The 13,786-nt window shown below is 59.2% G+C and carries 12 protein-coding genes; all 12 read left to right on the forward strand.

The window, feature by feature from the left end; genetic code table 11:
- Nucleotides 1–18 precede the first annotated feature (18 nt).
- The gene (locus E8K79_RS00310; RefSeq protein ID WP_135870278.1) at nucleotides 19–1,206 is read left to right on the forward strand and encodes an ABC transporter substrate-binding protein; all 1,188 of its coding nucleotides are present in this window, start codon (nucleotides 19–21) and stop codon (nucleotides 1,204–1,206) included.
- Between the two features lie 450 nt (nucleotides 1,207–1,656).
- Complete coding sequence (gene htpX / locus E8K79_RS00315) at nucleotides 1,657–2,517, forward strand: zinc metalloprotease HtpX (RefSeq protein ID WP_136512958.1); 861 nt, start codon at nucleotides 1,657–1,659, stop codon at nucleotides 2,515–2,517.
- 57 nt (nucleotides 2,518–2,574) lie between these two features.
- Entirely contained in the window at nucleotides 2,575–3,327 is a 753-nt protein-coding gene (locus E8K79_RS00320; protein ID WP_136512959.1) for a TerC family protein, read from the forward strand.
- A gap of 53 nt (nucleotides 3,328–3,380) precedes the next feature.
- Entirely contained in the window at nucleotides 3,381–3,671 is a 291-nt protein-coding gene (locus E8K79_RS00325; protein ID WP_136512960.1) for a TFIIB-type zinc ribbon-containing protein, read from the forward strand.
- A gap of 94 nt (nucleotides 3,672–3,765) precedes the next feature.
- Nucleotides 3,766–4,119 (forward strand): hypothetical protein, encoded by a 354-nt coding sequence (locus E8K79_RS00330; protein WP_136512961.1) that lies wholly within the window; start codon nucleotides 3,766–3,768, stop codon nucleotides 4,117–4,119.
- 111 nt (nucleotides 4,120–4,230) lie between these two features.
- Nucleotides 4,231–5,526, forward strand: coding sequence for a TolC family protein (locus E8K79_RS00335; RefSeq protein ID WP_136512962.1), 1,296 nt, complete (start codon nucleotides 4,231–4,233; stop codon nucleotides 5,524–5,526).
- Nucleotides 5,523–6,764, forward strand: coding sequence for an efflux RND transporter periplasmic adaptor subunit (locus tag E8K79_RS00340; RefSeq protein ID WP_136512963.1), 1,242 nt, complete (start codon nucleotides 5,523–5,525; stop codon nucleotides 6,762–6,764). The genes E8K79_RS00335 and E8K79_RS00340 overlap by 4 nt, the downstream gene beginning before the upstream one ends.
- Before the next feature lie 14 nt (nucleotides 6,765–6,778).
- Nucleotides 6,779–9,877, forward strand: a complete 3,099-nt coding sequence (locus E8K79_RS00345; RefSeq protein ID WP_136512964.1) for an efflux RND transporter permease subunit — start codon at nucleotides 6,779–6,781, stop codon at nucleotides 9,875–9,877.
- Nucleotides 9,878–10,496: 619 nt separating this feature from the next.
- On the forward strand, nucleotides 10,497–11,372 hold the full coding sequence (locus E8K79_RS00350) for a branched-chain amino acid ABC transporter permease (protein ID WP_135870270.1): 876 nt from the start codon (nucleotides 10,497–10,499) through the stop codon (nucleotides 11,370–11,372).
- A gap of 5 nt (nucleotides 11,373–11,377) precedes the next feature.
- The gene (locus E8K79_RS00355; protein ID WP_135870269.1) at nucleotides 11,378–12,280 is read left to right on the forward strand and encodes a branched-chain amino acid ABC transporter permease; all 903 of its coding nucleotides are present in this window, start codon (nucleotides 11,378–11,380) and stop codon (nucleotides 12,278–12,280) included.
- A 38-nt stretch (nucleotides 12,281–12,318) separates the two neighbouring features.
- Nucleotides 12,319–13,092 (forward strand): ABC transporter ATP-binding protein, encoded by a 774-nt coding sequence (locus E8K79_RS00360; protein ID WP_135870268.1) that lies wholly within the window; start codon nucleotides 12,319–12,321, stop codon nucleotides 13,090–13,092.
- A complete protein-coding gene (locus E8K79_RS00365) occupies nucleotides 13,085–13,786 on the forward strand; it encodes an ABC transporter ATP-binding protein (RefSeq protein ID WP_135870267.1) in 702 nt (233 codons plus the stop codon). The genes E8K79_RS00360 and E8K79_RS00365 overlap by 8 nt, the downstream gene beginning before the upstream one ends.

Here is a 13,786-nt window from a genome sequence, read left to right on the forward strand (position 1 = left end):
AACTAAGGAGGTACTTGCATGAGCTTTAAGAAGATGAGCGCATTGCTTCTCGTGGCAATGCTCGCAGTCGGCGCGTTCGGCTGCAAGAAGAAAGAAGAGGCCGCTGCACCCGAGGCCGCCAAACCGGCCGGCAACACCGTGAAGATCGGCTTCCTCGGCGCCCTCACCGGCGACGTTGCCATGTTCGGCAAGCCGACTCTCGAAGGCATGAAGATGGCTGCCGACGAGGTCAACGCTGCCGGCGGCGTGCTCGGCAAGAAGATCGAGATCGTCGAGGCTGATAACCGTGGCGACAAGCAGGAAGGCGCTTCTGTTACCCAGAAGTTCATCTCCCGCGACAACGTCACCGCCATCGTCGGCGACCCGACCACCGGCATCACCAAGGTTGCCGCTCCGATCGCACAGAAAGCAGGCGTAGTTCTCCTCTCCGCCGGCGCCACCGGCCCGGGCGTAGTTGAGGTAGGCGACTACATCTTCCGCGATACCCTGCTCGACTCCATCGCCATCCCGGCCTGCATCGAGTACTTCGCAAAAGACCTCGGCTTCAAGAAGGTTGCTATCGTAACCTCCGACAACAACGACTACTCCGTTGGTCTCTCCCAGACCTTCCGCGATGCGGCCGCCAAGGTTTCGTCCATCAAGATCGTAGCCGACGAGAAAGTTAAGGACGGCGACAAGGACTTCTCCGCCCAGATCACCAACATCAAGGCTAAGAAGCCGGACGTCATCCTGTTCTCTGGCTACTACACCGAAGGCGCCCTCATCATGAAGGAAGCGCGCAAGCAGGGCCTCAAGGCTCCGATGTTCGGCGGCGACGGCCTGTTCTCCCCGAAATTCATCGAACTGGGCGGCCCGGCTGTCGAGGGCTCCATGTCCGCTCTCGGCTTCTCCACCGAGCAGGCATCCCCGGCTACCGCCAAATTCATCGAGGCGTTCAAGGCCAAGCATAACGGCGAGCTCCCGGGCCTCTTCGACGCCCAGGGCTACGACGCTGTGATGCTCCTCGTCGACTCCATGAAGCGTGCTAACAGTGTTGAGGCGAAAACCTTCAAGACCGCTCTGGCACAGACCAAGAAGTTCGAAGGCGTTTCCGGCACCATCAGCATGCAGGCAAACCGCGAGCCGATCAAGAGCCCGCTCAGCCTTCTGTACGTCAAGGACGGCAAGTTCGTCCTCAGGGCAAAAGTCCCCGTCAAGATGGACTAATGCCTGACCTTGCAGTACAAAGCGGCCCCGTTTCGGCGGGGCCGCTTTTTTTGTGCGAACCGTAAAGGCTTCAACGCAAAGACGCAAAGACGCGGAGGCGCAAAGTTAAACCTTCAAACCGTTTAACAGCTTGCCTTCTCTTTGCGTCTTTGCGGCTCCGCGTCTTTGCGTTGTGATTTTAGTGTCTTTACTTTGGTCTGTGCTGTTACCGATTACCCTTGACAACTGGCATAGGAAAAATTATATTTCGTACCATTAAAGGGGAGTAGTTATCGGCCGGAGACATGGCCGACCCGAGTTTCGTCAATACGGTCGCAAGACCCGGAACCGGGGCAGACATCCTGCCAACAAGACCTTTATCCTGGTAACTATGCCGAGGGTAAAGGTCTTTTTATTTGCCCTCAGCTGAAACAAGTCCTTCGGGGCATCTTCAATCTAGAGGTAAATACTATGCAAAGACTCAAGACAACATTTCTGCTGGCTCTTCTCACCGTTCTCATGGTGACCATGGGTAACGCCATGGGCGGGCGGTCCGGAATGGTCACCGCCTTCGTCATCGCCCTTGGCATGAACTTCTTCTCCTACTGGTTCTCGGACAAAATCGTGCTGCGCATGTACGGCGCGCAGGAGATCGGCGAGCACGACCACCCGACCTTCTACAACCTCGTGCGTAACCTCGCCATGCGCGCAGGGCTTCCCATGCCGAAGGTGTACATCATACCTTCCGACAGTCCCAACGCCTTCGCAACCGGCCGTAACCCGCAGAACGCTGCTGTTGCCGCGACGGAAGGGATACTGCGTATCCTCTCGCCGGAGGAGCTCGAAGGGGTAATGGCGCATGAACTGGCCCACGTGCAAAACCGGGACATCCTGGTCGGCACCATTGCCGCCACCTTCGCCGGCGCTATCTCCATGATCGGCAACATGCTGCAGTGGGGTGCCATGTTCGGCGCCGGCCGTAGCGACGAGGAGGACGGCGGCGGCATCGCCGGACTGGTCGGGTCGCTCGCCATGGCGATTATCGCTCCGATCGCCGCGATGCTTATTCAGATGGCCGTCTCCAGGTCGCGCGAGTACTTAGCCGACGCCACCGGTGCCGAGATCTGTGGCCGTCCGCTGGCGCTCGCCTCGGCCTTGAGGAAACTGCACATGGCCTCACACCAGCTTCCGATGCAGGAGGCGAGACCCGCCACGGCGCACATGTTCATAGTGAACCCGCTTACCGGCGGCGGCTTGATGGAACTCTTTTCCACCCACCCCCCAATGGAAGAGCGCATCGCGCGGCTCGAGCAGATGGCGGTCAGGCGCTAATCACTCCTCCCCCTGCGGGGGAGGGGACCTATAAAATTACTCTAAGGAGAAGCTTTGATGGATTGGTTTACCGACCCGCAGGTCTGGATGGCTCTCATCACGCTGACCGCGCTGGAGATCGTGCTCGGCATTGACAACATCATCTTCATCTCCATCCAGGCAAGCAAGCTCCCAGCGGCGCAGCAGGAGAAGGCGAGGCTGACCGGCCTCGGCCTCGCCATGTTCATCCGCGTGGCGCTTCTCTTCTCGCTTACCTGGCTCATGGGGCTTACTACACCGCTTTTCAGCCTCTTCGGAAACGAAATCTCCGGCCGTGATCTGATCCTTCTAAGCGGCGGTCTCTTCCTCATCTGGAAGAGTACGATGGAAATTCACGAGAAGCTCGAAGGCGAAGAGGTCGTGCACGCCTCGAAGGTGGGTGCAACTTTTGGCGCCGTTATCGTGCAGATCCTGCTGCTGGACATTGTTTTTTCGCTCGATTCCATCATCACCGCTATCGGCATGGCGAGTCAGCTCTTCATCATGGTCGCCGCGGTGGTCATCGCAGTTGGATTTATGATGCTATTTTCCGGCAAGATCAGCGCCTTCGTCGAAAGACATCCGACCATAAAGATGCTCGCTCTTAGCTTCCTGCTCTTGATCGGCGTTTCGCTCATAGGCGAGGGCTTCGGGATGCACATCCCCAAGGGGTACATCTATTTCTCGATGGCTTTCTCGGTGATGGTCGAGATGCTCAACCTGCGGGTGCGGCGGGGTAAACCTGTTAAACTGCATGAGCCGCATCTTGATACGGACAGGGCAGGTGAGTAGCCTGCCGCCAACCCTCTCGCCCCTTGCGGGAGGCAAAGACAAAGGAGGATGCTATGAAGTGCCCCGTATGCAACGACGCGAACCTTGTCATGTCTGAACGTCAGGGGATTGAAATCGACTACTGTCCACAGTGCCGCGGCATTTGGCTTGATCGCGGGGAGCTCGACAAGATCATAGAGCGCTCTGCAATACAGCCGCAGCAGCCCCAGCCCCAGCAGCAACAGCAACAGCAACAGCAACAGCAACAGCAACAGTACGCGCCACAGCCCGATTATCACCATGCGCAGCACCACGGGCATAAGCCGTATCGTAAGAAATCATTTCTCGAAGAGCTCTTCGACTAATCGATGCCGGCAGGAGGAAGCTTTCCTCCTGCCAGCTTTTTCCTTGACACCTTAGCCTTTCCTTAGCTATCTTTCCGGCGCGATGCGATACTTGATGCCACTTAAATCGATCTCTACCTTGCTGCTCATGGTGCTGTTCTGCTTCATCCTGGGTGGCACGTGCGAAAGCGCCCATGCCAAGCAACTTGGCGTAAGCGCTGCGAGCTGCGAACAAACCGTCTCCCACGAAGGCGCCGAGTGCGATCTCCCCGGTTGTCCGGCGGACGAGGAAGACGGACATGCCGACTGCGATTTCTGCTGCGATTGCGCCTGCCATCTTTCCTTGAACCTCGGTTCTTTCTCTTTCAACTACCTTCCCCTTCTTTCAGACATCAAAAGTTTCGATCGTTTCACCTTCCTCCCGGAAGTTTTTCTCTCCAAGTTCGTTCCCCCTCAGTTGCGCGCCTAATTCCCCTTTACGGCTGTAGTGCGTCTAACGCATAGGCTTGCCCTCTCGGGCAGTCATGCCGTGTCACGTTCATTTTCGTATTTTTCATCATCTGATCAGGAGGTTTTCCCATTGGGAACAACTGCATTCAGGGGAGCGCGGCTTCTTCTGCCCGTGGCCCTTTGCCTTTTGGCAGCTTCACCCGTAACGGCTGAAACGCAGGCCCTTTCTCTGCGCCAGGCCGTTGAAACGGCGCTCAGTAACAACCCCGATATCGCCTCTTTGCGCAAGGAGGCAGGCATTTTCGACGCCGCATCCTTGCGCGCCGGGCTGCTTCCCAATCCGACCTTCGAGGTGGAGGGCGCAACTGGAGCCTTAACCGGCAGCAGTGCCGACAACACCCTCTCCCTCGGTATTTCCCAGGAACTTCTGCTTGGAGACAAGCGGAACAAGCGCAGTCTTGTCGCCGAGCGTGACATGGCAGCGTACCGCTGGCAGGTGCTCGACCGCGAGCGTACCCTCAAGGAGCAGGTGCAGGGTGCCTACTCCGACGCGCTTCTCGCCGGACAGAGACTCGCCTTGGCGTACCGTTCCATAGACCTGAACAAACAGTTGCTCCAGGTGGCGGAGGACCGTCTCAACGCAGGGGATATCCCGGAGCTTGAGATGTACCTGGTCCAGGTGGAACTTGCCCGCAGTGAGGGCGCTCGCATCGATATCGACCGTGCTTACCTCGAGTCCAGTTCAAGACTCTTCTCCCTGCTCGCTCTCCCTCACGGCGAAGCGCCTTTGCTGAACGGGAGCCTCGATGCCGCGACTTTCAAGGGCGCGAACCTGGCCGACCTGAAGCGCCTGGCCCTCAACCGTCGCCCTGACCTTAAGGCGGTCGCTGCCGCAGCAAGTAAAGGTGATGCGGAGGTGGCGCTCGCCGAAGCCGAGGCGATTCCCAACCTGACTGCAGGGGTCGCACTGTCTCGCGAGGCGAGTTCGATGGAAATTGGCGGCGTTGAGGGGAGAGAGACTGCCTACACGGTGGGCCTCAAGTTTTCCATGCCGATCCCGTTGTTCGACCGAAATCGCGCCGGAGTGCAGGAGGCGCGGGCGAAGCGCAGCAGTGCGGAGATCCGCGCCAAGGCTGCTGCCGTCACCGTCGAGCGTGAGGTGGAGAGCGCCTGGGCGAGCCTCGCCAACGCGGAAAAGGTCGTTTCGCTCTACAAGTCAAGCATCCTGCGTCAGCTTGAAGAGAACCTGAAGCTCACCCAGGAGGCCTACCGGTTGGGCGAGGTCGGCATCCTCGCGGTGATCGAGGAACAGAAGAAGTTTTTCGAGGTAAGCGACAGTTACCTGACCGCCCTGCATGCACGGCAGATGGCCTTAGCGAAATTAGAATCGGCGGTAGCCGCTGACATGAACGGAGGTGAGCAGTGAACAAGAAGGGAATCATCATAGGACTCATTCTGGCTGTCGCCCTTGGCGGCGGCGTTGCATACCGGCTGGCCAACTCCTCCACGGCAGCAGAGCACGCGGAACATGCGGAGGCAGGGCACGGCGAGGAAAAAGGCGAGCACGCCGAAGGGAAAGAGGAAAAGGGGCACGAAGGCCACGACGAGCACGGAGCAAAGCTCGTCAAGATGAGCGCAGAGGTGCAAAAGCAAAGCGGCGTGGTCGTCGCAGCCGCGAAAAAACTGCAGATGGCCGGCATGATCAGCGCGACCGGCAAGGTGGAGGCTAACGCCGACCGCATCGCCCACGTCTCGCCGCGCATCTCCGGAAAGGTCGTCGCGGTTCGCGCGTCCTTGGGAGACAGCGTGGGAGCGGGGCAGGTGCTCGCCACGCTCGACAGCGTCGAGCTCGGGGAGGCTTTAAGCCGCTACCACCAGTCGAAGACGCGGCTTTCACTGGCGCAGTCCAACATGGACCGGGTGAAGGTGCTGGTGGACAAGAAGATCGCTGCGCGCAAGGAGATCCTGCAGGCCGAGACCGACTACAAGACCGCACAGACGGAACTGCACACCGACCAGGAACGCCTGGCGCTGTACGGCGTCTCTGCGGGCGATCTCAAGGCCGGCAAAAAGCCCATTCTTCCGGTCCGTTCGCCGATTTCCGGCGTCATCACGGAAAAGCACGCCATCGTGGGCGAGCTCGCCGATCCAGCCAAGAGTCTCTACACGGTCGCCGACCTCTCCTCGGTTTGGGTGATGGTGGATATCCACGAAAAAGATCTCGCCAAGGTGCGGCGCGGCCAGACGGCGACGGTGATGGTGAACGCCTTCCCCGATACCAAGTTCCGGGGGCGTGTCACTTACCTCGCCGACGTTGTCGATGAAGCGACCCGAACCATAAAGGCGCGGGTGGAGGTGGCGAACCCGGGGCGCAAACTCAAGCCGGAGATGTTCGCCACCGTCGAGCTCGCCATAGCGGCTGACGCGGCAGCGGTGCTCGCGGTTCCCGAGGAGGCGGTCCAGGAATTGGAAGGTAAGAAGCTCGTTTTCGTCGCCGAGGGGGAAGGGGCGTTCGAGTCGCGCCCGGTTCAGCTTGGCCGCGCTTCCGGCGGCATGGTCGAGGTGCTCTCCGGTCTCAAGGAAGGTGAACGCCTGGCGGTGAAGGGGGGCTTCGTCCTCAAGTCGGAATTGCAGAAAGGCGAAATCGAGGGGCACGATCACTAAGGAGACCAGCACCCATGCTTGAAAGAACAGTCGCATTCATGCTGAAGCAAAAGGGTATGGTCATCTTCCTCGCGTTGGTGATCGTCGTCTTCGGCTTCTATTCCTATCTGAAACTACCCATAGATGCCTTCCCGGATGTCACCAACATCCAGGTGGAAGTGGTGAGCCACGCCGACGGTCTTTCGGCGGAGGAGATCGAGAGAAACGTAACCTATCCCATCGAGACGGCGATGCGGGGGCTTCCCGACATCGAACAGCTCCGCTCGGTAACAAAGTTCGGACTTTCCATCGTCACCGTCGTCTTCAAGGACAACGTCGACATCTATTTCGCCAGACAGCTGGTTTTTGAGCGCCTGGCCGAGGCCCGCGAAAAGGTTCCCAAGGGAGTCGAGGTTTCCATGGGGCCGATCGGTACCGCGATGGGGGAGATTTACCAGTACACCCTCGAGGGTAAGATGCCCAAGGACCCCGAGGGACAACGCGCCTACCTCACCAACCTGCGCACCATCCAGGAATGGGTTCTTGCCCCGCAGCTCAAGGGGGTCCCCGGCGTCAACGAGATCAACTCGTTCGGCGGGTACTTCAAGCAGTACCAGGTGGAGGTCTCGCCCGAGAAGCTTTTGAAGTTCGGCGTGACGGTGGACGACGTCTACGGCGCGATCGGCAGCAACAACAGTAACGTGGGAGGCAACGTCCTCGAGCGCGGCACCGACCAGTACATCGTGCGCGGCGTCGGCCTCATCCAGACCACTGCGGACATCGAGAACATCGTCCTCAAGTCTCAGGGGGGAACCCCGGTCTACCTGCGCGACGTGGCCCAGGTGAAAATCGGCGAGGCGGTCCGCATGGGTGCCGCGATAAAGGACGCGCAGGGCGAGGCGGTCGGGGGCATCGTGATGATGCTCAGGGGCGAGAACAGCCGCGACGTCGTGGCGCGGGTCGCGGCCAAGGTAAAGGAGATCAACGAAAGCAACATGCTTTCCGACGGCATAAAGATTGTGCCGTACTACGACAGAAGCGACATCGTGAAGTCGAGCGTCGGCACCGTGAACAAGGCGCTCGTCGAGGGGGCGCTCCTTGTCCTCGTCGTGTTGTACCTCCTTTTGAACAGCATCCGCGGCAGCATCGTCGTGTTGCTCGCGCTGCCGCTGTCGCTTCTGGTCACCTTCATCGTGATGAAGCTTACCGGCATCACGGCGAACCTCATGTCGTTGGGCGGACTTGCCATCTCCATCGGCATGATCATCGACACCACCATCATCCAGGTGGAGAACGTGCAGCGCCACCTGAGCGAGGAGGGGGAGCGTCAGCCGAAACTCGTTACCGTTCTGAAGGCGGTCATGGAGGTGCGCAAACCTAGCATCTTCGGCGAGCTCATCATCGCGCTCACCTTCATCCCGATCCTCACACTCGAGGGGATCGAGGGGAAGATGTTCGGCCCCCTGGCCATCACCGTCGCCATCGCGCTCTTGTCCTCGCTGCTCTTGTCGATCTTCATCATCCCGGTGCTTTGCAGCCTGTTTCTCAAGCCGCAGCTCGAGAAGGAAAGCCGCATCATGCTGTACGCCAAGGAGCAGTATCTCCCGCTTCTGGAGTACGCGCTCAACCGCAGGAAGGTTGTGCTAGGCGTCGCGGGGGGACTTCTCGTCTTCTCCCTTTTTCTCGTGACGCGGCTTGGCACCGAGTTCATGCCCATCATGGACGAGGGCTCCTTCGACATGGACATCGCCATGCTGCCGGGCGTCTCACTTGCTAAGGCGCTCGAGGTGAATCAGCAGGCGACGCAGAAACTCAAGAAGTTCGAAGAACTGGATGTGGTGGTCGGTCGCATCGGGCAGACCGGCGTGGCGCTTGATACCCGCGGCCCCGACAAGACCGGATACGTTGGGGTCTTGAAGCCGAAGGAGCAGTGGAAGCGCGACATCTCGAAAGAGGAGCTGACCAACGAGATGCGCGAAGAGCTGGAAAAGATCCCCGGAATCAGCTTCGGGTTCAGCCAGCCGATCCAGTGCCGCATCGATGAGCTGGTGGCGGGAACGCGCGCGCAGCTCATCGTGAAGCTCTTCGGCGATGATCTGGACATCTTACGCGACAAGTCCTCCGAGATCGCCAGGGTGCTTGCCAAGGTGCGCGGGGGCACCGACCTCAACACAGAAAAAGTATCGGGACAGCCGTACCTGACTGTCACCATCGACCGGGCGAAGATCGCGCGCTACGGTCTCAACATAAGTGACGTGCAGAACGTGATCGAGATCGCCGTGGCCGGCAAGACTGCTTCCACCTTCTACGAGGCGAACCGCAGCTTCGACATCACCGTCCGTCTCCCCGAGGAAAAGCGCAACTCGCTCGAGGCGATCCGGAACCTCCTCGTCACTACCAAGTCCGGGTTGAACGTGCCGCTGGAACAACTTGCGGAAGTGAAGATGGTAGAAGGACCGGTGCAGATCAGCCGCCAGGACGGCGTCAGGCGCATCGGTATCGAGATGAACGTAAGCGGCAGAGATATCGGAAGTTTCGTTGCCGAAGCCAAGGAGAAGATCCGGTCGCAGGTTAAGCTGCCGCCGGGATATTACCTCACCTGGGGCGGCCAGTTCGAGAACCAGCAACGGGCGATGAACCGGCTCATGATCATCGGGCCGGTCGCTGTGGCGCTCATACTGCTTCTGCTTTACGTGACCTTCAGGTCCATTCGTCTCGCATTCCTCGTGATCGCGAACCTGCCGTTCGCCCTGATCGGCGGAATCTTCTCGCTGTTCCTCTCGGGGCAGTATCTATCCGTACCCGCTTCCGTCGGTTTCATCGTCCTCTTCGGCGTAGCGGTGCTAAACGGCCTGGTACTGGTCTCCCGGATTGTACAGTTGCGGGAGGAAGGGCTTTCGGTCGATGAAGCGGTGCGCAAGGGGGCCCTCGATCGTTTGCGGCCGGTGCTGATGACGGCGTCGATCGCGATCTTCAGCCTGGTGCCGATGCTCCTTGCCGGTGGAACCGGGTCCGAAATCCAGAAGCCGCTGGCAACCGTTGTTGTTGGCGGACTGATAACTTCTACGCTGCTTACCTTGTTGATCATCCCGGCGGTGTACGGGTGGTTTGAAAGGAAAACGCAGGCCGAATAGTAAAACAACAAACTCTTTACGTTTTCAATGCAATTAGCGCCGTGGCAACTCCTCGTGTCACGGCGTTTTTTTATGTGGTGGGTATCAAAGGCAAATCCCCCCTGGCCCCCCTTCGCAAAGGGGGGACGTTGGGGCAAATGCGGTGCTTCGTGGACAGCCTGTTGTACTCTATTCTCCCCGTCTTCCTGACTGTAACCATCCTTTGGGTGCAGTTAGCACAGAGTGGGCAGAAAACGGGTGCAAACAGGGATGTCAAGATACAGATGCAAACAATTTTCGATTCAATCAAAAGTTTGCCTTTACTAAACAGGGGGAGCTGTTGTACAGTGTCGCGCTGTCAAGCCACGCAGCTCATTAAAGCTAGCGGTTGCGCTCGCAGCGGCATGTTGCCTGACCAGTAGAAGAGCAGGGCGTAGTGTTTTATTCTAAGCAAACGCTCATCAACTGTACTGGATCTAAGATCAGCAATGCCTTGCACAATTCAAGGACTTTGTGGTATACGTTCAGGGCATTCCGCTGTTCTATTTTTGTGAATCGCCGGAGCTGAACGCGGAATTTCCCGCTTTGGTCATACCGCAAAAAAAAGCTCTCCAACAATCCCAGTCGGAAGGAAGTCGACATGTTCCTACAACAGCTAGTAAACGGCGTGGCCTTAGGTAGCGTGTATGCGCTCATCGCTTTGGGCTACACCATGGTCTACGGTATCATCACCCTGATCAACTTCGCCCACGGCGAGATCTTCATGGCGGGCGCCTTCGTCGGCCTGCTCCTCGTCGCCACTTTCAAGGTGAACGTATTCGTTGCCATCATCGGCGCCATGATCTTCTGCATGCTCATGGGGGTGGTCATCGAACTGATCGCCTACCGCCCGCTCAGAAAGTCCTCCCGCCTCTCGGCGCTGATCTCGGCGATCGGTGTCTCCATCTTCCTCAGCTCGCTCGCCTTGATGGTATTCGGCGCCGACGCGAAAGGATTCCCCGACGGCGCATTCCCCGTGAGGCAGATCAAGGTCGGCTCCGCCGACATCTCGACGCTGCAGCTTCTCATCATCGGGGTTTCCGCTGCACTCATGATGGGGCTCGAGTTCATCGTCCAGAAAACCAAGATCGGCAAGGCGATGCGCGCCACCTCCGAGGACTACAACACCTCCGCGCTCATGGGTATCAACGTGAACCGCGTCATCTCCTTCACCTTCGCACTCGGTTCCGCGCTGGCTGCGGCGGGCGGGGTGCTGGTCGGGGTTCTCTTTAACGCGGTTTCCTTCAACATGGGTCTCATGGCCGGTCTCAAGGCCTTCGCCGCCGCGGTTCTTGGCGGGATCGGCTCCATCCCCGGCGCGATGCTGGGCGGCCTGCTGCTCGGCGTTTCCGAGGTCTTCGGCGTAGCCATCGGCTACTCCTCCTACCGTGACGCGATCGCCTTCACCATCCTGGTGCTGGTCCTCCTTGTCAAGCCGACCGGCCTGCTCGGACAAAAAATTACAAAGAAGGTATAGATTCGATGGCAGACTTCCTGAACAGCCTGGTCGGCTCAATCGACCCGTACATGTTGCAGATTTTCGTCAACGTCGGCATCGCTATCGTGCTGGCGCTGGGGCTCAACGTCATCACCGGTCTTACCGGGCAGCTCTCCCTGGGGCACGCGGCCTTCATGAGCATAGGCGCCTTCACGAGCGCCATGGTCACCATCAAGACCGGCCTTCCCTTCGTCGCCAACCTGGCCGTCACAGGGGTGGTGACCGCGATCGTTGCCGCCATGATCGGTTTCCCGATCCTCAGGCTAACCGGTGATTATCTTGCCATCTGCACCTTGGGCTTTGCCGAAATCGTCAAGGTATTCTTCCTGAACTTCGAGCCGACCAACAAGGCGCTCGGCCTCACCGTTCCTCCCGCCAAGACCGCCATCCCGATGCCGATCTACGTCTGGGTGGTCGCGATCTTCGCCATCGTCCTGGTCACTTTCGTACAGAACTCCCGCTTCGGACGCGCGCTGAAGGCGATCCGCGAGGACGAGATCGCCGCGGACGCCATGGGGATCAACACGGCACGCTACAAAATTCAGGCCTTCGCTCTCGGCTCCTTCCTGGCGGGTATCGGCGGCGGTCTCTACGCACACTTTTTGAGCTACATCAACCCCTCGGACTTCGGCTTCCTCAAGTCCGTCGACATCCTGGCCATGGTAGTTCTGGGCGGCCTCGGGTCCGTACCCGGCGCGGTGATCGGTTCCTCGATCCTCGCTTCGGCGCCCGAATTCCTCCGCTTCATGTCGCAGTACCGCATGCTGGTCTACGGCGCGCTCCTTGTGTTCCTCATGGTCTTCCGTCCCAACGGGCTTCTGGGCGGCGTGAACCTGACCGACCTTTTACTGCGCGCCATAGGCAAGAAGCCGACCAGCAAGGGCTAGCAGAAACAAGAAAATAACTCACGAAACGAGAGTAAAGCATGTCCATTCTTAAACTCGATAACGTCACCATCCGCTTCGGCGGCCTGGTCGCCGTAGACAAGGTAAACCTCGAGGTCGAGAAGGGGAGCATCATGGCCCTGATCGGACCGAACGGCGCGGGCAAGAGCACCATGTTCAACCTGATCACGGGCATCTACACCCCGACCGAAGGGCAGATCTCCTTCATGGGCGAGAGCATCTCCGGAAAGCCCGCCTTCAAGATCGCCGGTTCCGGCATCGGCAGGACCTTCCAGAACATCAGGCTCTTCACCCAGCTCACCGTGCTGGAGAACGTCCTGATCGGCGCCCATACCCAGGGGACTTTCGACCTGACCGGCGCCGCGCTCAAATTCCTGCCGTGGGTGCGCCGTCAGGAGGCTGAGCTTAAGGAACTTGCCATGGCCTGCCTGAAACAGGTGGACCTGACCCACAAGGCGTACGAGCTGGCGGGCAACCTGCCGTACGGCGAGCAGCGTCGTCTCGAGATCGCCCGTGCCCTCGCCATCAAGCCGCAGATCATCCTCCTGGATGAGCCGGCGGCCGGCATGAACCCGCAGGAGAAGCAGGTTCTCGCCGAGATGGTCAAGGCCATCAGCAAGACCGGCGTCACCGTCTTCCTGGTCGAGCACGACATGAAGTTCGTCATGGGGATCTCGGACCGCATCGCCGTCCTTGACTACGGGGTGAAGATCGCCGAGGGGACTCCGGAGGAAATCCGGAAGAACCCGAAGGTCATCGAGGCTTATCTCGGCAAAGGAGCAGCGGATGCTTAAGGTAGAGAACATCAGCGTGAATTACGGCGCCATCAAAGCGCTGCAAAACGTTTCCTTCCAGATCAACCAGGGCGAGATCGTCGCGCTGATCGGTGCCAACGGCGCGGGCAAGACGACCATCCTGAACACCATCTCCAACATCGTTCCGTCTGTGGCCGGGAAGATCACCTACCTCGACAAGGAGATCACCAAGCTTCCGCCGCACGAGATCGTGAAGCTCGGCATTTCGCAGGTACCTGAGGGGCGCCGCGTCTTCGCCAAGATGAGCGTGCTCGAGAACCTCGAGATGGGCGCCTATACGAGAAGCGACAACGAGGTCGCCTCGGACATGGAGAAGATCTTCCAGCGCTTCCCGCGTCTGAACGAGCGTAAGAAGCAGGCGGCAAAGACGCTTTCCGGCGGTGAGCAGCAGATGCTGGCCATGGGCAGGGCGCTCATGTCCCGCCCGAAACTGCTCCTTCTTGACGAGCCTTCCATGGGTCTCGCGCCGATGCTCGTCGAGCAGATCTTCCAGATCATCCAGGAGATCAACGCGAGCGGCACCACCATCCTCCTGGTCGAGCAGAACGCCAACATGGCGCTCTCCATCGCCCACCGCGCCTACGTCCTCGAGACCGGCGAGGTGGTGCTGCAGGGCGACGCCAAGGAACTGGCGTCCAACCCCGAAGTGAGAAAGGCTTACCTGGGAGAGTAG

The organism is Geomonas edaphica, from assembly GCF_004917075.1.
Taxonomy (GTDB): Bacteria; Desulfobacterota; Desulfuromonadia; order Geobacterales; family Geobacteraceae; genus Geomonas; species Geomonas edaphica.